Origin of the sequence: Paenibacillus sp. FSL R5-0912 (assembly GCF_000758605.1) — a bacterium.
GTDB lineage: Bacteria > Bacillota > Bacilli > Paenibacillales > Paenibacillaceae > Paenibacillus_AQ.
This window is the reverse complement of the sequence record NZ_CP009282.1, coordinates 1,248,703-1,267,802: the sequence shown is the minus strand read 5'-3', so window position 1 is coordinate 1,267,802 and position 19,100 is coordinate 1,248,703. Positions and strand designations below refer to the sequence as shown.

17 protein-coding genes are annotated in these 19,100 nt (G+C 54.9%); 8 read left to right on the top strand and 9 right to left on the bottom strand.

The window, feature by feature from the left end:
• Positions 1-184: 184 nt before the first annotated feature.
• Positions 185-1,621, bottom strand: coding sequence for an aminotransferase-like domain-containing protein (locus R50912_RS05440; RefSeq protein WP_042233019.1), 1,437 nt, complete (start codon positions 1,619-1,621; stop codon positions 185-187).
• Positions 1,622-1,848: 227 nt separating this feature from the next.
• On the opposite strand from R50912_RS05440, the gene R50912_RS05435 reads away from it, so the two are divergent.
• On the top strand, positions 1,849-2,799 hold the full coding sequence (locus R50912_RS05435; protein WP_042233017.1) for a DMT family transporter: 951 nt from the start codon (positions 1,849-1,851) through the stop codon (positions 2,797-2,799).
• A gap of 104 nt (positions 2,800-2,903) precedes the next feature.
• On the opposite strand, the gene R50912_RS05430 is transcribed toward R50912_RS05435, so the two are convergent.
• The gene (locus R50912_RS05430; protein ID WP_042233014.1) at positions 2,904-3,503 is read right to left on the bottom strand and encodes a hypothetical protein; all 600 of its coding nucleotides are present in this window, start codon (positions 3,501-3,503) and stop codon (positions 2,904-2,906) included.
• A gap of 316 nt (positions 3,504-3,819) precedes the next feature.
• Here R50912_RS05430 and R50912_RS05425 point away from each other — a divergent pair, with 316 nt between their 5' ends.
• From R50912_RS05425 to glpX, 3 genes are read left to right on the top strand one after another with little or no spacing between them, the layout of a single operon-like run.
• Positions 3,820-4,464 carry a helix-turn-helix transcriptional regulator gene (locus tag R50912_RS05425; protein WP_171717486.1) on the top strand — a complete coding sequence of 215 codons (645 nt, stop codon included), beginning with the start codon at positions 3,820-3,822 and terminating at the stop codon, positions 4,462-4,464.
• 18 nt (positions 4,465-4,482) lie between these two features.
• Positions 4,483-5,283, top strand: a complete 801-nt coding sequence (locus R50912_RS05420; RefSeq protein WP_039302045.1) for a pyruvate, water dikinase regulatory protein — start codon at positions 4,483-4,485, stop codon at positions 5,281-5,283.
• A 34-nt stretch (positions 5,284-5,317) separates the two neighbouring features.
• Positions 5,318-6,313, top strand: a complete 996-nt coding sequence (glpX, locus tag R50912_RS05415; RefSeq protein ID WP_042233012.1) for a class II fructose-bisphosphatase — start codon at positions 5,318-5,320, stop codon at positions 6,311-6,313.
• Between the two features lie 177 nt (positions 6,314-6,490).
• On the opposite strand, the gene R50912_RS36395 is transcribed toward glpX, so the two are convergent.
• The gene (locus R50912_RS36395; protein WP_042233010.1) at positions 6,491-7,576 is read right to left on the bottom strand and encodes a YsnF/AvaK domain-containing protein; all 1,086 of its coding nucleotides are present in this window, start codon (positions 7,574-7,576) and stop codon (positions 6,491-6,493) included.
• A gap of 373 nt (positions 7,577-7,949) precedes the next feature.
• Here R50912_RS36395 and R50912_RS05405 point away from each other — a divergent pair, with 373 nt between their 5' ends.
• The 4 genes from R50912_RS05405 to R50912_RS05390 all read left to right on the top strand — a co-directional run bounded on the left by R50912_RS05405 (position 7,950) and on the right by R50912_RS05390 (position 11,671).
• Positions 7,950-8,261, top strand: coding sequence for a (2Fe-2S) ferredoxin domain-containing protein (locus R50912_RS05405; RefSeq protein ID WP_042134087.1), 312 nt, complete (start codon positions 7,950-7,952; stop codon positions 8,259-8,261).
• Positions 8,262-8,512: 251 nt separating this feature from the next.
• Positions 8,513-9,358, top strand: coding sequence for an AraC family transcriptional regulator (locus R50912_RS05400; RefSeq protein ID WP_042233008.1), 846 nt, complete (start codon positions 8,513-8,515; stop codon positions 9,356-9,358).
• A gap of 159 nt (positions 9,359-9,517) precedes the next feature.
• Entirely contained in the window at positions 9,518-10,507 is a 990-nt protein-coding gene (locus R50912_RS05395; protein ID WP_042233006.1) for an aldo/keto reductase, read from the top strand.
• Between the two features lie 255 nt (positions 10,508-10,762).
• The gene (locus tag R50912_RS05390) at positions 10,763-11,671 is read left to right on the top strand and encodes an aldo/keto reductase (RefSeq protein ID WP_042233004.1); all 909 of its coding nucleotides are present in this window, start codon (positions 10,763-10,765) and stop codon (positions 11,669-11,671) included.
• Positions 11,672-11,791: 120 nt separating this feature from the next.
• Here R50912_RS05390 and R50912_RS05385 read toward each other — a convergent pair whose 3' ends face one another.
• The 6 genes from R50912_RS05385 to hutU all read right to left on the bottom strand — a co-directional run bounded on the left by R50912_RS05385 (position 11,792) and on the right by hutU (position 19,081).
• A complete protein-coding gene (locus tag R50912_RS05385) occupies positions 11,792-12,085 on the bottom strand; it encodes a hypothetical protein (protein WP_042233002.1) in 294 nt (97 codons plus the stop codon).
• A gap of 170 nt (positions 12,086-12,255) precedes the next feature.
• Positions 12,256-12,990: a ZIP family metal transporter gene (locus tag R50912_RS05380; protein WP_081956385.1), complete on the bottom strand. Its 735-nt coding sequence runs from the start codon at positions 12,988-12,990 to the stop codon at positions 12,256-12,258.
• A 390-nt stretch (positions 12,991-13,380) separates the two neighbouring features.
• On the bottom strand, positions 13,381-14,703 hold the full coding sequence (locus R50912_RS05375) for an amidohydrolase family protein (RefSeq protein WP_042233001.1): 1,323 nt from the start codon (positions 14,701-14,703) through the stop codon (positions 13,381-13,383).
• Between the two features lie 12 nt (positions 14,704-14,715).
• Entirely contained in the window at positions 14,716-16,128 is a 1,413-nt protein-coding gene (locus tag R50912_RS05370; protein WP_042232999.1) for a Zn-dependent hydrolase, read from the bottom strand.
• Positions 16,128-17,402, bottom strand: a complete 1,275-nt coding sequence (gene hutI / locus R50912_RS05365) for an imidazolonepropionase (protein ID WP_042232997.1) — start codon at positions 17,400-17,402, stop codon at positions 16,128-16,130. The genes R50912_RS05370 and hutI overlap by 1 nt, the downstream gene beginning before the upstream one ends.
• Positions 17,402-19,081, bottom strand: coding sequence for a urocanate hydratase (gene hutU / locus R50912_RS05360; RefSeq protein ID WP_156122957.1), 1,680 nt, complete (start codon positions 19,079-19,081; stop codon positions 17,402-17,404). Before hutU ends, hutI begins: the two co-directional genes overlap by 1 nt.
• Positions 19,082-19,100 lie beyond the last annotated feature (19 nt).

Genomic DNA, 19,100 nt, shown 5'->3' with positions numbered 1-19,100 from the left:
CATGGGCATGTGATAGCAAGCTGCGACCAGACAGCTACGTGATAACGGCTGCATCATGAGCATGTGCTACCAGCTATGCCTGACGGATATATGATAGCGGCTGGCTCATCATGTCTGCAGGCTAACCCCCAATATTTACCCGCATCTACTTTCTGCATCTGCTCTTCGTATTTACTCTCTAAATTCACTCTCTATGTCCACCCTCCGCCTCGATCTCCCGCGCAATTGCGGTCAGCTGCCGCATCCCTTCGCGCAGCAGTGCTTCGCTGGCGAAGGAGTAGCTGAGGCGCAGCCAGGACTTCATCTCGCCCAGCGGATCACAGATTTCACCGGGAACGAAGGAGATAGACTGCTCCATACAGCGTACAAACAGCGTATCTACGGACACTGTGTCCGGCAGCTTCACCCACAGGTTCAGCCCGCCCTGCGGCGCTGTCCATTCCCAGCCGGTGGCTGCAAGCTCCTCCTCCATAATCTCCTTATGCACCTGAAGCGCGATCCGCAGCTTGCCGAGATGCTGCTGCAGGCGCGGCGAGGTGTAGTAGTGGAGAAATATCTTCTGATTCAGCAGCGGCGTCCCGTTGTCCGCCAGCGACTTGGCGGCAATCAGCCGCTCCATGAACGGATAACGGCAGGCTACTGCGCAGATCCGCAGCCCGGGGGCCACGTACTTGCTGAAGCTGCTGATATAGATGACCCAGCCTTCGGTATCATAGGCAAAAAACGGTGCCGGCGGTTCCTCCTCAAAGTGCATATCACGGAACGGATCATCCTCCACCAGCAGGCAGCGGTAGCGCTCCGCCAGCTCAACGAGCAGCTTGCGCTGCTTAGCCGGCACCGTATAACCCGTCGGATTATGGTGCGTCGGGTTAATATAGAACATCCGCGGCTTATGCCTGCGCATCAGTTCTTCGACCGCCGCCAGATCATACCCCTGGGGCGAGATCTCCACCGGAACCAGCCGCGCGCCTGCCCGGCGGAAAATATCCAGCGCCACACTATAAGTCGGACGCTCCACCAGCACGGCATCCATCGGGCCGAGCATGATTCCGGCGATCAGATTGATCGCCTGCTGCGCTCCCGAAGTAATCAGCAGCTCGCGGGCCGACAGCTGCAGCCGGTACCGGTCATGGAAATGGCTGCTCAGCGTAGCGCGCAGCTCCTCATCCCCCTGCACGGTGGAATAGGTACCCATGACCTTCGGGTAGAGGTCGAATACTTTTTTGACATAATCGGACAGGAACAGGTTGGGCAGCAGACCCGGATCAATCAGCGCTTGAGAGAACTGGTAAGTCACCGGCTTCCGCTGAATATCAGACATCGGACTCTTGACCGTATACCCTAATACGGCTGCCCCCTCCTCCACCGAATTGGCCAGCCGGCTGCCCGGCGATACATAATAACCGGATTTGTCTTTGACATACAGCATACCGTTCTCCGTAAGTGCCCGGTAAGCCTTAAATACCGTCAGCCGGTGGACACCCAGCTCATCCGCCAGCAGCCGGATCGACGGCAGCTTGTCATGGGGCTTCCACTCCCCGCGCCCGATCCGATTCGCCATGAACTCATAGACTTGGCGGAACAAGGGATTACTTTGCTCTGCTCCCACTGACTTCTTCATATACCCCCGCCCTCTCCACAATATACTCACAGCCGCCCCGCTGCCCACAGCTCACCGCTCGCCGCTCACTCCTGCGCACACTTTCGCCAACTGCTCTTTGCCCTATTGTACAGCATTCCGCCCGGCAACTGTTCTGTGTTCCGCAATCTGTTCTGCGCCTATGAGGATATGATTAACAGAATACTTCAAGAGATTGCCACATTACCACCACAAAGGGGCACGGAAACATGATTATGTTAGCTTATTCACTGGTCTGTCTGATCTTCGGCACAACCTTTCTCGCGATCAAAATCGGCGTAGACGCCGGAGCGCCGCCGTTCTTCTCTGCGGGACTTCGTTTTTTCACGGCAGGGGCGGTGCTGTTCCTGTTCATGGTAGTGAAAGGCAAAGCCAGCTTCTCGCTGCTACTGCGCAAGGAAATGCTGTTCACCGGAGCAACGCTGACCTTCGGCACCTTCGCCGCACTTTACTGGGCCGAGCAATATGTATCCTCCGGACTTGCGGCCGTATTATCGGCAACCGGGCCGATGATGATTCTGCTGATGCAGATGGCTTTTCTCCGGCAAAAGGCTCCTGGCTACTCGCTGTTCGGCTGTATCATCGGCTTCACCGGCGTACTGCTGCTTGTGCTGCCCAGCCTTGCGGCTGATGTCACTCCGCTCTGGCTGATCGGCTGTGTTGTCGTCCTGATCGGAGAAATCTGCTATGCGGCAGGTGCGATCTACTCCAAAAAAGTAACCACTACCTTCTCCGGAGTATCACCTGTGGCACTGAATGCGGCCCAGATGATGTACGGCGGAGCGTTATTGTTCATCATATCGCTGATTACCGAGCCGCTGCATCCCTCCTTCCTGCTATCGTTCAAAACCGCAGGCTCCCTGCTCTACCTGACCGTTGTCGGCTCCATGGTTGGTCATACCATGTTCTACTGGCTCGTCTCCAAGACGAATCCCGTCTTTCCGTCAACCTGGCTGTATATCTCTCCGCCGATTGCCGTCGGGGTGGGCTTCCTGTTCTATAACGAGACGGTAACCTGGGTAACGCTGCTTGGTGTATTCACCATTATCGCTGGCACGGTCCTTGTGAATGCAGGCGCGCTGAAGCAGCTGATTTTCAAACAAAAACCGGCAATACCCGTACTACATAAAACAAGTATTGAAGCTCTTCCGCAGGAGTAGCTCTGCCCGTGCCAAACAAAAACAGTCTGGACCCTGATCAAAGGGCTCCGGGCTGTTCTGTTGTCTTTATATATGGCTCAAATATGGCTCAAGCACCATGAACCTTAATGCTGCTCCACAGAGCTGAAATACAAATTCAGCGGCAATTCTTCATCACTCTGGTTACTGTTCGATATCCTGTAGGTGATAAACAGCTTGTTCTCACCCTCGCCGTATGCCCAGGATTCTTCGATTGAGCCTGTCAGCGGCTTAAGCGGAAAGGCCATCCGGTCAATAGATTGAACGGATTGCTCGACTTTGTCAGTCTCTTCAGCGTCCGCAGGTTTGTATTGGTCCAGAAAAGCACGCACCAGCTCTCTTGCATCCTCATAACCGCTGTCCGATCTGGGGAAGACCGTCCCTATCCGGTACCCAATGATTGTACCCGTTGTAACATCTGCCGTAATCTGCTGGATGAACTCCATTGGATTGACGGTCAGGATCTCATCCTGCATGATTGTACCCAAATTCGGATCAAATTCCCCAACAGCATCCGTAACTTCCAGAACGGCAAGCCCGTCTTCGAGCGGCTGGTTGAACACAGCCCTGTGCCCTTCCACCTGTGTGAACAATTCTGCGTACTTCGGGGTGTCCTTGCTGCATCCGGCAGATAACAACGTTAGGATGACTATCCCGCATATGAGAACGAAGCATGATTTCCTCAAATGAATACACCTCCTTGCCTGATCAAACCTTACCATACATGTGAGGAAAGAGCATTAAATAAATACCATATATTAGAATTTTCTATTTTTTCCTTAACGCAAATCTGATTAAGCTACCTATTTTTTTCAGAAAATTATTATATATGACGTACTATATATTGCATTTATGATCATTGTTGCGTATTATATAAGCAAGTTAGGGAATTTAATTCCAAATAGGACGTCTGAATGAAGAGGGGGAATCGGCGCACGGTGCTCCTTTTCTGCCAAGGGAGTGCCTGTATCTATAACGTAAACCGGAAAGTGGAGGAAAACTGTGATCGAACTGACAACCCGGCAATTGCAAATTATTGAGATTGTGAAAAAAAGAGCGCCGATTACCGGAGACCAAATCGCGGAAAGCCTGGGCCTGAGCCGGCCGACCATCCGGGGGGACTTGTCTATCCTGGTTATGCTCGAATATGTCGATGCGAAGCCGAAGGTCGGCTACTTCCCCGGTACCAAAGCTGCAGCGCGCCATAACAGCCGGGGGCTGCTGCAGGATACCAAGGTTAGCGATATCCAGAGCATCCCGGTCATTATCCGCGAGAATACAACGATTCAGGACGCTGTAGTTACACTGTTTCTTCAGGATGTCGGTACGCTGATCATTTGTGATAGCGACGGCAAGCTGACCGGTGTCGCCTCGCGCAAGGACTTCCTGAAGGTCACGCTCGGTAATCCCGGAGCGGTAACCATGCCTGTGAGCATGGTCATGACCCGCCAGCCCAAGGTAGTAACTGTTTCGCCCGATGACACGGTGCTTGACGCCGCGCAGCGCATGATATACCACGAGGTAGACAGTCTGCCGGTAGTTGTTCCCCGCAGCGGGGAAGGGTCCGGCTCAGGTCTGGACGTAGTAGGGCGGCTCACGAAGACTTCCATCGTGAAGCTTCTCCTCGAGCTTGAAGCCAAAGGATAATGGAGGAATCGATAGAGCATGGAGCCATCCACCCATTACATTACGATATGCTCGGATTCTATTGGAGATACGGCGGAAGCTGTCGTGCAGGCCGTCATTCACCAATTTCAGAATCAGCGTGTCACGATCAGAAGATACGGCAATGTCAGACATGAAGATGAACTGCGCAAATTAATGGAAGAGACCGCCCAGCTTCAGGGTTTCGTAGCTTATACCCTGGTCCAGCCGGAGCTGCGGGAGATGATCCGCGAGGAGGCGGTCCGCCTCGATCTGCGGATTGTGGATATTATGGGCCCGATGATGCAGGCCTTCATCGATACCTTCGATGATGCTCCGGAGGCCAGGCCCGGACTGCTCCATCAGCTGGATGAGGAATATTTCAGCCGGATCGAGGCGATTGAATTCACCGTCGCCTGTGATGACGGACGTGATCTCGGGGCCATGCTTAAGGCAGATATTGTTCTGCTCGGCATGTCCCGCACCTCGAAGACACCGCTCAGCATCTTTCTGGCCCACCGCGGTAAGAAGGTGGTGAATTATCCGGTTGTCCCGGAGGTCGGTCCGCCGCAGCAGCTGCTGAGCCTGCCGCCGAACCGGATCATCGGACTGACCATGAAGCCGGAGTACATGCTGAAGATCCGCTCTGAGCGGCTGAAGATGCTGGGTTTGCCTACCGGCTCGCAATATGCCAGCCTCGAACGCATTACAGAAGAGATGGAATATGCGGCAACACTGTTCGCCAAGCTGGGCTGCCCGGTTATTGATATTACGGATAAGGCGATTGAAGAAACCGCCGGCATTATCATGGGATATATCTAATCTAACTATTCTAACTACACTGGAGGGAATCATTATGGAACGCGAATTGGCACTGGAAATTGTACGGGTCACTGAATTGGGTGCTTTATCCTCAGCACGCTGGATTGGCCGGGGCGACAAGAATGCGGCAGATGATGCTGCCACAACCGCAATCCGTTCCATGTTCGATTCTGTCTCCATTGACGGAACCGTGGTGATCGGCGAAGGCGAGATGGATGAGGCGCCGATGCTCTATATCGGAGAACGTGTCGGTAACCAGAGCGGGCCTTCAGTCGATGTAGCGGTAGATCCGCTGGAAGGGACCGAGGTCGTCGCCTGCGGACTGCATAATGCACAGTCGGTGATTGCAATTGCTGACAAGGGCAGCCTGCTGCATGCGCCGGATATCTATATGGAGAAGCTGGCCTGCGGACCGGAGCTGGCCGGTAAGCTAAGCCTGGACGAACCGGCCGAAGTAACGCTGCGCAAAGCCGGCATGATCACCGGCAAAGCGCTCTCCGAGCTGACGGTGATGGTGCTGGACCGCAAGCGGCATGAAGGCTTAATCAGCATCCTGCGTGAAGCAGGCGTGCGCATCAAGCTGATCAATCACGGCGATGTCGCCGGGGCAATAGCCGCTGCGCTGCCGGACAGCGATGTAGATCTGTACATGGGCTCCGGGGGAGCACCGGAAGGTGTCCTCGCCGCTGCCGCACTGCGCTGCCTGGGCGGCGAGCTTCAGGGCAGGCTGCTGCCCGAAGGCCCCTTCGAGATGCAGCGCTGCCTGCAGATGGGCCTGGACAATCCGGCACGGGTGCTGTCCATGGAGGATATGGTCGGCACCGGCGATGTCATCTTCGCCGCCACCGGGGTAACCTCCGGCGAGTTCCTCAGCGGCGTCCGCTTCATCGGCAAGGAACGCGCCGAGACCCATTCGGTGATCATGCGGGCGCAGAGCCGCACGATCCGCTACATCCGCAGCATTCATTTCCTGCCGGGCAAGGACATCCCGGAGGTCATTCCGGCCAGAGCCAATGCGGCCTTTATGTAGGATCTGGATATACAAAAGGGTTTCCGTGAAGTCCGGCTGGACTTCACGGAAACCCTTTTATTATCTCGCTGACACAGTTCCATGCTTAAAGTGACGGCAAAGCCGTTCCCATTAGCTTTAGCTTTAATGACAAATTCCGTCATCTAGCCTGTCAGCACGTCATAACGTCCCTGATTCTTACCGGCTGCGGCTGTGGTCTCTCAGCAGCTCGTCACTGCCGTCCACCTTCACCTCACCGCTCTTGTTGACCCGCGCTTCCTCGCGTCTGACCGTATCCTGTACCTGCTCGGTTCCCTGAACCTCACGTTTGTGAATTCCGACTTCACCGGTATCGACCGTATTCTTGCGGACCTCCACCTGCTCCTCGCTCACCGGGACATTGATCATTTTCTGCTCTTCAATGATCTCCTTGTGTACGTTGACCTCACCTGTCTGCACCTTGTTCTTGGATACATCCAGCTGTTCTTCACGCAAACGCAGCTTGCGGTCTTCATCCAGATCATTGGACCTGCCAGTTCGTGTATGATCCAGCGTCCCGTCTATGCCATTCGCTGTACCGGAATATACATCTCCCGTCATTCCCGGCCGGTTCACATCATCCAGTGCTCTTGTCCCCGGGAGATCATGCTCCGTTGCCGAATTCATCGTATCCAGCCCTGTATCATCCCTGCCTTCAAGACCCGAGCCGTTGAACGCGGCATCCACGGTATCTGTTACCGAATGACGTGCGGTATCCGCAGCATCGCCGGTTGTATTAGGATCATCCATATAACGGTCTGCGTTCGCTGAATTATGGTTGCGGAATATCGAGTATGCATCACTTTCCCGCGTGTTATCTGTATCAACCATAACCAGAATGCGCCCTTCATCCACATAATTGTCATAACTCTCCGCTTCATCCTCCGGAATACCCAGCCCGATCAGACCGCCCACAAGCCCGCCTGTTCCTGCACCTACGGCTGCTCCCGTCAATGTCGCGGCAATTGGTCCCGCAGCAATAATAGGCCCGATCCCCGGTATCGCCAGCGCGCCGATGCCTGCCAGCAGCCCGGTGACACCGCCGAGTATACCGCCTGTTGCTGCACCCGATGCCATGCCCTCAGGCGCCTTGGTTCCTGTCTCATCACTGATCGCTTCAACATCCCGTTTATTTCTCGCTATCACTGAGATATCCTCTGTCAGAAACCCGTGACTTTTCAAGTCTTCAATGGCCCGTGAAGCTTCATGCTCGGTATAGAATACACCTACAATTTTCTTATTCATAACGATTCCCTCCTGGTAGCTTATTTTGTGAATAAGGATTGGTCTCACTTTAACTTTCACATCCCTTACTTAACCAAACAGGCATCCGCGAAACTGATATTTTATAAAACTGTAAACGTAACCTCAAAATTATTTATGAAACAGGAAATAATCCGGGAAATAATTCCCAAGCGCATTTTCTCCTGCATCCCGGACACATTTTACTCATATTTCCCGTTTCGGAGTCAGCATAGATCACATCCAATTATCCTCCTCATGGCATTTATTAAGCCTTTTAGAACAATGGGCTCAACCACATTACAGCACCGCCAAAAGAGACTATACTCCTCATAAGACAGGTCAGCCACTCAGATATCATTTAGGGGGAACCGCGATGAATATGCGTTTGAAGGTGCTCAAGAAGCATTTACTTTTCTGCTGCAGCGAACACTGCAATAACCAGGATGTCGAAGAGGTCATGCAGGAATTCAAAGAGCAGATGGTGGAACACGGGATTAACAAAACGGTCAAAATCAACAAAACCAGCTGCCTCGGCCTATGCGGCAACGGCCCTTTTGTCATCGTGTATCCTGACGGAATCTGGTACTACAATGTAACCACCGATGATGTGGCGCGCATTGTGGAGGAGCATCTGGTGAACGGGGTGCCCGTGGAAGAGCTCGTTATGCTCAAAATGGAAGCCTGACCCTGCCGAAACTCCGGCATCTGTGTTATGAAATATGTACGTAAGGTCCCCCTCCCTTTCAGCGGAGCCGGGACTTTTTGCGGTGTATCTGCCTTGGGGTCACCGTAAAGTACCTGAGCAATTCATCGAAGCCAGAGCCTCACTTTATGGGGTTATTTTGCGGTTGATCAGCCTTGGTGAAACTGATGTATAATGGGGAATATACGCTTTTTAGGCAAAGAACACTCCCTATACAGGAAAGAGGCTGAAGCATGGCCATATTCAAATATAATTCCCATCGTCCACACCGCACCAGTCCCGATCTCCATCTCCATTATTGGGGACAGGAGCAATGCGCACCCGGCCATTCCGTCGGACCCGGGGTCCGTGATTTGTACAAAATCCACTTCATTCACGAAGGCACCGGCAAAGTCGTTGTCGGGGAAGCGAGCCACACGCTGGGGGCAGGACAAGCCTTCCTCACCTATCCCCATGTTGTGACGCATTATGCCGCAGACCCGGACAGTCCCTGGACCTACTCATGGATTGCTTTTACCGGAGAAGAAGCCGGATATCTGCTGTCGCGGACGTCGCTGTCGCCGGAGCAGCCGGTGTTCCCGATGGATCAAGAGCTCATGCCGTCTCTATTCGAGAAGCTGTCTGAAGCCGCTGATTGCCAGGATATGCTGGATCTGCCGCTCAAGGTAATCCTCTATGAGTTCTTCTCCCTGCTGCTGCGCACGGTTCCGGCCACTGCCAACCTGGTGATTCCGCGTCAAAAGAGTGTCTATGTCGAGCAATGCCTCCACTACCTGCATGCCCATTACTGTGAGAATGTCACCGTGGAGAGCATGTCCGCTTCCTTGAAGCTGGACCGCAAGTATCTGTCCACGCTGTTCAAACGGACGATCGGTCTGCCGCCGCAGCAGTATCTGCTTAATTTCCGGATTGCCAAGGCCTGCGAATTGCTGACCGAGACCAGCTGCACCATCGGCGAGATCTCGCATTCGGTCGGGTATCAGGATGCACTGCTCTTTTCCCGTATGTTCAAAAAGGTTAAAGGCTGCCCCCCCAAAGAATACCGCATCCGCCACACGGATACTGACATTGTTCTATAAACTTCATCCATGCTGACATACGATTATCCCCACGGATTCGCTACAATAAGGACGTGCCCTGCCCTGAGAAGCAAACGCTAACATTCCCCGGATAGGGAGCGCCAGTTTGTACACATTAATCACAGAACACACTAACCAACAAATTACAGGAGGAATAATATGTATACCGCTAGTCCTGAACGCTATGACACTATGAAATATAACCGCACCGGCCGCAGCGGCCTGCTGCTCCCGGCGATTTCGCTTGGACTCTGGCATAATTTCGGCGGCAACGATGTGTTCGAGAACGGCCGGGCCATGGTCCGCCGCGCTTTCGACCTGGGGATTACCCACTTCGATCTCGCCAATAACTACGGTCCGCCCGCAGGCACCGCCGAAGAGAGCTTCGGGCAGATTCTGAAGAAGGATCTCGCCGCGTACCGCGATGAGCTGATCATCTCCAGCAAAGCCGGCTACTATATGTGGCCCGGCCCGTACGGCGAATGGGGCTCCAAGAAGTATCTCGTGTCCAGTCTCGATCAGAGCCTGAAGCGGCTCGGCCTGGATTATGTGGATATCTACTATCACCACCGTCCAGATCCGAATACGCCGCTCGAAGAAACCATGTCTGCACTGGATCTGTTAGTACGCCAGGGCAAAGCGCTGTATGTCGGTATTTCGAACTACAAGCCTGAAGAGGCGCGTGAAGCCGCGCAGATTCTCCGCCGTCTCGGCACTCCCTGCCTGATTCATCAGCCGAACTATTCGATGATGTCACGCTGGATCGAAGACGGGCTGCAGGATGTGCTGGCTGAAGAAGGCATCGGCACTATCGCCTTCTCTCCGCTGCAAAAGGGTATCCTGACCGACCGTTACCTGAAAGGCATTACCGCGGATTCCCGCGCAGCCGGACCAAGCGTGTTCCTCTCCGAGAAGGAAATCACGGCCGAGGTGATCGCCAAGGTAAGCAAGCTGAACGATATTGCCGCAGCCCGCGGACAGAAGATGTCCCAGCTCGCCTTATCCTGGGTACTCCGCGGCGGCAAAGTGACCTCCGCCCTGATCGGCGCGAGCAAAGTCAGCCAGATCGAAGATGCTGTAGCTTCCCTGAATGCGCCTGAGCTGAGTGCAGAAGAGCTGGAGCAGATTGAGAACATTTTACGCGGATAACCCAAGCGCCTGGAAGACTGTAAGACAACTTCTATTCATACTTATGACGGCAATCCTACACGCCCGGCTGACAGTCAACGGCGGCAGGATTGCCGTTTTTGCGCACAGATAAGAATGTATATGCTTCACGCAATAAATGTTCCTTATCTTTCTCGCTGAAACGGATACCGTCCTTTGAAGGACGGTGTAGCCGTTTCCACTTGATCCTGATGATATAATAGACACAATTACAGTAACGAAAGGACGTCAGGTCAGATGAACACTAACCGTTTGGGACAATCTGATTTATATGTAAGCTCTATGGGCCTCGGCTGTATGTCGCTAGGGACGGATGAGGCGAAGGCTGCTGCTATTATTCACGAGGCGCTTGATCACGGAATCAATTTCCTGGATACCGCCGATCTCTACGATGAAGGCCGCAATGAGGAAATCGTCGGCCAGGCGATCCGGCACCGCCGTGCAGATGTAATTCTGGCCACCAAAGTGGGCAACCGCAGAATTCCCGGTCAAGAGGGCTGGAGCTGGGATGCTTCCAAAGCCTATATCCGCTCGGCGGTGAAAGAAAGTCTGCGCAGGCTGCAGACCGATTATATCGATCTGTATCAGCTGCATGGGGGAACACTGGAGGATGAGATTGACGAGACGATCGAAGCCTTTGAGGAGCTGAAGCAGGAAGGGGTCATCCGCTATTACGGGATTTCCTCCATCCGGCCGAATGTCATCCGGGAATATGTGCAGCGCTCAGGAATTGTCAGCGTGATGAGCCAGTACAGCATTCTCGACAGACGCCCGGAGGAGAGTATCCTTCCGCTGCTGGCCCGGGAGGGCATCAGCCTGATTGCGCGGGGACCGCTGGCCAGCGGCATCCTGACAGAACATGGCCGCAGCAAGGCGAAGCGGGCATATCTGGACTATACTGCCGCGGAGCTGTCAGAGCTGCACGGCCAGCTGATGCAGCAGACTACCCTCACCCGTACCTTGACACAGACAGCGCTGCAGTATCCGCTGGCCGAGCCGGCCGTTGCCGCTATTATTCCCGGAGCGAGCAGCCTTGCGCAGCTGCGGCAGAATGTTGCATCCGCTGCCTCACCGCCGCTCTCTGCGCTTGAGCTAGAGGCTGTCCGTAAGGTGAGCAAGGCAGGACGGTATACACTGCACTTGTAGAGTTGAATGTTTACAAAGCCAAAGAAGCTGCCTTTGAAGCTGCAGGAAATCTGCAGTCATTGGACAGCTTCTTTTTTCATACATCCGGGGAACAAGTTTGAATTACAGCAATAAATCCGGTTAACCCTGCTTTCTCTTCTTAACGATCCATATAATCACCGAAGCGGCAAATACCAGGGCAGTAATGAGCCATGTCAGCAAAAAAGCCATACCCAGTCCAATATTCGCATCGAGCGCGTCTCTCCGGCTCTCCAGCACCAGCATTACCGCGAGCGGCGCCCCGCTGGCTGCCAGCAGAACCGTCATACTGTAACGGGCAAAATTCGTCCGTTTGTGAATTGCAGCATACAAGCTTATGAAACCAGCAACCAGAAGTACAAATGTCAGCAAAGCTTCCCAGGTTAGTCTGTCCATCCATTCACACCTTCCATCTTCAAGCTAGCGCTCTATGAATCGCTGGGATAACAGCCAGTATAGCTGCTTTGGGAAGCAGACGCAAATGGTGCGAAGTTTCCATTCCAATACGAAAAACCGCCTGGTGTCCATGGCACCATAGGCGGTCTGATTATTGAGAATCAAATCCTTCATCCGCCAAAAAACGTTGTAATATACACCATCGCCAGCAGGCCGAATATAAACGAATAAGTTGAAGGCCGCTCATACCCGTGGCCGTGGCTCTCCGGGATCAGCTCCTTATAGACAATGAAGAGCATCGCTCCGGCCGCGAAGGCCAGCCCGTAACCGACTACATTCTGCACATAGCTGGCTGTAAAATACCCGATAACCGCAGACACCATCTCCATCAGGCCGGTCAGGGCAGCAATAGTCAATGCCTTGCGCCGGGTCGCGCGGGCATTCATCAGAAACACTGCCAGGATCAGGCCTTCCGGCATATTCTGGGCTCCGATTGCAATAGCCACCATGGGACCCAGGCTTGCCTGTTCACTCGCATAGCTGAAGCCCGTACTGAGCCCCTCGGGAATATTATGGATGAACAGCGCGATCATCACGAGCAGCGCTTTGGAATCCAGATTACTGAGACCGGGCTTGTTCTCCACATCAATATGCGGAATATGACTCTCGATCAGATCAAGCAGAAGCACCCCGGTAATCAAGCCAAGCGTAAGGGCGATGATTCCCGACTCTTTGATCGCCTGCGGCATCAGCCCGAAGGTGGTCGCTGACACCATAATTCCGGCGGTGAAGGCAACCAGAACATCCTTCCACAGCTCTGACAGCCGCTTCACGAACAGGATGGGAATCACGCCAAGCACCGTAGCCATTGCAGATAAAAAGCTGCCTAGAAGTGCACTCGCCAAGTCTTCAACCCCTTTTGTGGACAGGACCTATAGACAAGCTTATGCTTTCGGCAGCTTTAATTATAACCAGGCTTCCATTATTTACTTTTTATACAGATCGCACTGGTGGAATTTACGTTAGAGCTGCTCTACAACTCCATAGGAGTTACGTTAAGCGTTCAAAGCGCCCAAACGAGAGTTCAATTGCATTTTGCACAATAAATCAGCTCCATATCTACGTAAAAACTGCATCTGTTGTATTCTGTACAGCAGAATCCAGCAGTAAAGGGGTTATGGAGCCAAACTCCAGAAATCAAATGTATGAAATACAATAGAAAGAGTTTTAACCCCAAATAAGTTGAGTTCTACTGTACTAAATACAATCATCCTCCAATGAAGATCTATCTAGAACTACTCCAGCTTCGCGCATTTCTCAAACCATTGGTCTACCCGCCGGCCGATAGACGAATCGGACACGGTCTGAATCTTTCCTTGCTCAAAAACCACCTTCCCGCCCACGACTACTGTCCGGATCGCTCCCGGCTGCATCGCATAGACCATGTTCGCGAACAATTCCCGCTTAGGTGCCAGTGACAGATCATGAAGGTCGAGCGCCGCGAAGTCGGCGTACTGCCCGGTTTCGAGCGAGCCCACCGGCAGCCGTAGAATCCCACCGGCACTCCGGGTGCCCATACGGTACACCTCCCCGGCGGTGATGCAGGTGCCGTCCAGCCGGCTGACCTTCTGCAGCAGCGCGCACATGCGCATCTCCTCATACACACTGATCCGGTTGTTGCTGCAGCCTCCGTCGGTCCCGAGTGTTACTCTGACGCCTGCCTTCAGCAGGTCGGGAATACGGGTCACACCGTCAGCCAGGAACATGTTGCTGGACGGGCAATACGCCAGTGACCCGTGTCTAGCACCGATTAGCTCAATCTCGGATTCTTCCAGCCAGACCAGATGAATTGCAATCATCCGCTCGTCGAGCACGCCCAGGGAATCCAGATAATGCACAGGCCGCAGGCCATAGTCACGCTGGATCTCTTCAACCTCGAATATTTCTTCCGCCACATGAATGTGAAAAGGTGTATCCAGCTCCATGGCCAGCTTATGCCCGGCCTTAATCATCTCCGATGAAGCCGCATGCGGACTATGCGGAGCCGGATGCACCGTAACCATGGGATTGCCCTGATACTTCTTGGCTAATAACCGGGTACGCTCCACAGCCTCCGGAACCGTCTCCCGGTAAGCCAGCGGCGCCCCGGTCCAGTCATACATGGTACGGGCAAATACAAGCCGGATACCCAGATCACCCGCAGCCCGGATTACGGCTTCATCATAGGTAGTTCCGCCGTTATGCACATAGAAGAAATCGCAGACTGTCGTGATTCCGTAGCGCAGCATCTCCCCGAAAGCAAGCAGCGCACCGGTATAGATGGCTTCTTCATCGAGAAGCGGCGTGTACTTGTACAGGGCCCGATCCCGCCATTCCAGAAACGGCTTATCAATTGCAATCCCGCGCAGCAGGCTCTGGAAGGAGTGATTATGTGAATTAACGGTGCCGGGAACGATAGCTCTGCCCTCCCAGGGGATGTGCCTGGCGTCGGGATAGCGGCGCAGCAGCTCCTCACGCTCTCCCACATCCGCAATTATCCCGTTCTCTACCAACAGCGCGCCATTCTTCTTGAATTCGTCCTGCGTGTACAGAACATCTGCTGAATATATTTCGCGCATGGTTTGATCCTCCTAACGGCTTAGTTGCTCATCGAGTGCCAGAATAGACTGCAGCAGTACATTGCCCGCCTTCTCAATATCCGCTATCCGGCTCTCTTCTTCCGGGCAGTGGCTTTTACCGCCCAGGCTCGGAACGAAGAGCATTCCTGCGCGGGTCAGCGAAGCCATATGGGTCGCATCATGCCCCGCCATACTGCCCAGGTGAAGGGCAGAAATCCCCAGGGCCTCCGCCTGTACAGCACTCACATCCATGATCAGCGCATCCATTGGCTGCGGTGCCTGATCCAGAATCAGCCGCCGCTCCAGAAGTAGACCTCTTCTCCCGGCAATAGCCTGAGCCTGCTCGCCCCAGGCCTCTATCAGTTCCTGAATACGCTGACGCGTCTCCCCTCTGGCCTCCAGGTGAAAGACTACCTTCTCCGGAATAATATTGGCGGCATTCGGTTCATTGCAGATCCGGCCAATCGTGCCTACGGCTTCATCCGCCGGATGCTTCCGGCAGACCGCTTCGAACGCCAGCATCATCTCTGAGGCGCCCATCAGCGCATCCTTCCGGTCAGCCATCAGGGTTGTCCCGGCGTGATTGGCTTCTCCCGTAACGGTAATTTCTTCGCGATATATCCCCGTGATGGCAGTCACGATCCCTACTGGAATGTCACGGTCCAGCAGCCGTTTGCCTTGCTCAATATGGACTTCAAGATAAGCAGCAAGCTCCGCCGGGGCTCTCCGGCAGTTCCCGAAATGCTCAGGATCACCGCCGGCCAGCAGCAGGGCCTCCGTCAGCAGCTCCCCACGTTCATTACGCACTCCGGTAAGATCACTCCGGCTGAGCTTTCCCGCGACCGCACGGCTGCCGAACGTAGAAAGTCCGAACGGATTCGGCTCCTCGGCGCTGAAGGAGACCAGCTCCAGCGGATGGCGGGTACTGGTCTTATTCTCTACCAGTACTGTCATTACTTCCAGCGCCAGCAGAACCCCTAGCGCACCGTCATATTTACCGCCGTTCGGGACCGTATCGATATGTGAGCCGAATGCGATGACGGGAAGGCTGCGATGTGCTCTGCCGGAAACGCCGAAGCCACCGGCAGCTGCGGAATCTCTTGAAGGATCTGAACCCTCCACTCCAGCCATATTTCCTGAAACCTCTGAATCTCCGGAAACCTCTGGATATTCCATAGCATCCGAGACTCCGGATGCATTCCCCTGTCCCGCTCCCCTACGGGTGGCCCAGATATTCGCCGCTTCATCTACCCTGACCTTCAGCTGCAGAGCCAGCAGCTTACTCTTGAGCCACTGCCGTGCGGCCAGTTCAGCCTCAGTGAAGGTCGTCCGGTCCAACCCTCTGGTCTCCTCATTCAGGCCAAACATGCCCAGCTCCCGGATGTTATTCTGCAGACGGTCCGCATTAATCCGCAAGGATCTCATCACCATACCCTCCGTCCGTTCTGAATGACTGCCTCACCCTTCTTGAACACGGTATCCACCAGATTTACCGCATAATGGTACTGAAGGTAGAGAACGTTCGGTGCATCGAACATCACCAGATCCGCCTGTTTGCCAACCTCAATACTGCCGATCCTATCAGCCCGGCCAAGGGCATGTGCCGCATTGATTGTACAGGCCGTCAGCACCTCCGCCGGAGTCATGCCCATCGTCAGGCAGGCCAGATTCATAATAAACGGCAGCGATTCCGTCGGGGAGGAGCCTGGATTGCGGTCGGTCGACAGCGCGACAGGCACACCGGCATTGATCATGGCCCGGGCATCGGCCGGCTTCGCCATCAGGAAGAAGGCTGTGCCGGGAAGCAATACGGCGATTACCCCGTTCTCCGCCATTGCCTGTATGCCAGCTTCGGAAGCATGCAGCAGATGATCCGCTGTCACTGCCCCCAGCTCGGCGGCCAGCTCCGCTCCTCCGCAGGAGACAATCTCATCGGCATGAAGCTTGGGCTTCAGCCCCCAGCTCCGGCCTGCCTCCAGAATGTCCCTTGACTGCTCCACCGTGAATACTCCCTCTTCGCAGAACACATCACAGAACTCCGCCAGCCCCTCCCGGGCCACAGCCGGAATCATCTCTTCAATTACACTGCGGACATATCCATCTGCATCGCCGCGATATTCCACCGGCACGGCATGGGCTCCCATGAATGTGGACACCACCTCTACCGGATGGGAAGCATCCAGTCTGCGGGCCGCGCGCAGCTGCTTCAGCTCATCCTCCAGCCGCAAGCCGTATCCGCTCTTGGCTTCGATGGTGGTTACTCCATGCGCCAGGAAACGGTCCAGCCGCTTCACGGTTTCGGCGATCAGCTGCTCCTCCGTAGCTTCCCGGGTCCGTTCGGTGGAATACAGGATTCCACCTCCGGCATTTAGAATGTCCATATATTTAGCGCCCTGCAGCCGCAGATTCAGCTCAAACTCCCGGGAGCCGGCAAAAACGGCATGGGTATGGGGATCGACCAGCCCCGGCGTGACGGTCTTCCCTTCCGCTGAGAACACCGTCACCTGCTTATTCCCGGCATGCTGCTTCACATAGCCGCGCGCATCCTCATCACTGCCGACGAAGGTGAAGATACCGTCCTCGATCACGATTCCCCCGTACTCGATTAGCCCAAGCTCCTCCATCTCCTTGCCTGTCTTCGGCTTATTGCTGGCACCGCCAAGCGTCGCGATCTGGGCAGCGTTCTGAATATAGATCATCACTTGACTCCTTTCGGGTCAATCAGCATGGGTATCACAATGCCTTGCGCCTTGGCTGTCTCCACAGCCAGAGGATAACCCGCATCCGCATGGCGGACTACGCCCATCCCCGGATCTGAGGTCAGCACCCGTTCAAGCCGTGCTTCCGCTTCCTTCGTTCCATCCGCCACCACAACCATTCCGGCATGCTGCGAATAGCCCATGCCGACGCCTCCGCCGTGGTGCAGTGATACCCAGCTGGCGCCGGCAGCGGTATTGACCAGTGCATTCAGCAGCGGCCAATCCGACACCGCATCACTGCCGTCACGCATCGCTTCCGTCTCCCGGTTGGGGGAAGCGACAGAGCCTGCGTCGAGATGATCCCTGCCGATAACAATCGGCGCAGACAGCTCTCCGGCTGCCACCATATCATTGATAATCCGCCCGAACTTCGCCCGTTCACCGTAGCCGAGCCAGCAAATCCGTGCAGGCAGCCCCTGGAACGAGATCTTCGCCTGCGCCAGAGTAATCCAGCGCTGCAGCCCTTCGTTATCCGGGAATGCCTTCAGAATAGCCGCATCCGTCTTATAGATATCTTCAGGATCGCCCGACAGGGCGACCCAGCGGAACGGTCCTTTGCCTTCACAGAATTGCGGGCGGATGTAGGCCGGGACGAAGCCCGGGAAGTCAAAAGCCTGCTTCACGCCTTCATCATAGGCCACCTGGCGGATATTATTACCGTAGTCGAAGGTAACCGCTCCCCTCCGCTTAAGCTCCAGCATCGCTTCGACGTGGCGGGCGATACTCTGTTTGGCCAATTTGACGTATTCCTGCGGGTCCTGAACTCTTAGCAGCTTAGCCGTATCCACCGTGAAGCCTTCCGGCACATAGCCGTTCAGCGGATCATGGGCCGAGGTCTGGTCGGTCAGAATATCCGGGACGAAGCCCCAGGTAATCATCACCGGCAGCAGCTCCGCTGCATTGCCGAGCAGGCCAACCGAGAGCGCCCGCCCGGCGCTTCGGGCCGCTTCAGCCTGAGCCAACGCCTCATCCAGCGTTTCGGCCAGTACATCGCAGTAGCGGGACTGGATTCTTTTCTCAATCCGTGTCCGGTCCACATCGATGCCGATGAATACCCCGCCGTTCATGGTGACAGCCAGCGGCTGCGCGCCTCCCATGCCGCCGAGTCCCGCGCTAAGTGTGATCGTCCCCTGCAGCGAACCGCCGAAATGCTGTCTGGCGCATTCCGCGAAGGTCTCGTACGTGCCCTGCACAATTCCCTGTGTGCCGATATAAATCCAGCTGCCTGCCGTCATCTGCCCGTACATCATCAGCCCCTTCTGATCCAGCTCATGGAAGGTACTCCAGTTGGCCCAGGCTGGGACCAGATTGGAATTCGCCAGCAGCACGCGCGGGGCATCACGATGGGTGCGGAAGACGGCAACCGGCTTGCCGGACTGAATCAGCAGGGTTTCGTTGTCTTCGAGCATCTTAAGGGAGCGCACAATAGCACCATAGCTCTCCCAGTTGCGCGCGGCCTTGCCGATTCCGCCATAGACAACCAATTGCTCCGGGTGCTCCGCCACCTCGGGATCGAGATTGTTCATCAGCATGCGCAGCGCCGCTTCCTGCACCCAGCCCTTGGTGTTCAGCCCGTTGCCTCTTGGCGCGCGGCAGACTCTTGGTTCATCCATATTCATATTCTTAACTCCCCCTCCA

Excerpts from the sequence above, each read along its gene's own strand:
- R50912_RS05440 (WP_042233019.1), bottom strand. The coding sequence starts at position 1,621 with ATGAAGAAGTCAGTGGGAGCAGAGCAAAGTAATCCCTTGTTCCGCCAA.
- R50912_RS05435 (WP_042233017.1), top strand. The coding sequence starts at position 1,849 with ATGATTATGTTAGCTTATTCACTGGTCTGTCTGATCTTCGGCACAACC.
- R50912_RS05420 (WP_039302045.1), top strand. The coding sequence starts at position 4,483 with ATGGAGCCATCCACCCATTACATTACGATATGCTCGGATTCTATTGGA.
- glpX (WP_042233012.1), top strand. The coding sequence starts at position 5,318 with ATGGAACGCGAATTGGCACTGGAAATTGTACGGGTCACTGAATTGGGT.
- R50912_RS36395 (WP_042233010.1), bottom strand. The coding sequence starts at position 7,576 with ATGAATAAGAAAATTGTAGGTGTATTCTATACCGAGCATGAAGCTTCA.
- R50912_RS05405 (WP_042134087.1), top strand. The coding sequence starts at position 7,950 with ATGAATATGCGTTTGAAGGTGCTCAAGAAGCATTTACTTTTCTGCTGC.
- R50912_RS05400 (WP_042233008.1), top strand. The coding sequence starts at position 8,513 with ATGGCCATATTCAAATATAATTCCCATCGTCCACACCGCACCAGTCCC.
- R50912_RS05395 (WP_042233006.1), top strand. The coding sequence starts at position 9,518 with ATGTATACCGCTAGTCCTGAACGCTATGACACTATGAAATATAACCGC.
- R50912_RS05390 (WP_042233004.1), top strand. The coding sequence starts at position 10,763 with ATGAACACTAACCGTTTGGGACAATCTGATTTATATGTAAGCTCTATG.
- R50912_RS05385 (WP_042233002.1), bottom strand. The coding sequence starts at position 12,085 with ATGGACAGACTAACCTGGGAAGCTTTGCTGACATTTGTACTTCTGGTT.
- R50912_RS05375 (WP_042233001.1), bottom strand. The coding sequence starts at position 14,703 with ATGCGCGAAATATATTCAGCAGATGTTCTGTACACGCAGGACGAATTC.
- R50912_RS05370 (WP_042232999.1), bottom strand. The coding sequence starts at position 16,128 with ATGAGATCCTTGCGGATTAATGCGGACCGTCTGCAGAATAACATCCGG.
- hutI (WP_042232997.1), bottom strand. The coding sequence starts at position 17,402 with ATGATCTATATTCAGAACGCTGCCCAGATCGCGACGCTTGGCGGTGCC.
- hutU (WP_156122957.1), bottom strand. The coding sequence starts at position 19,081 with ATGAATATGGATGAACCAAGAGTCTGCCGCGCGCCAAGAGGCAACGGG.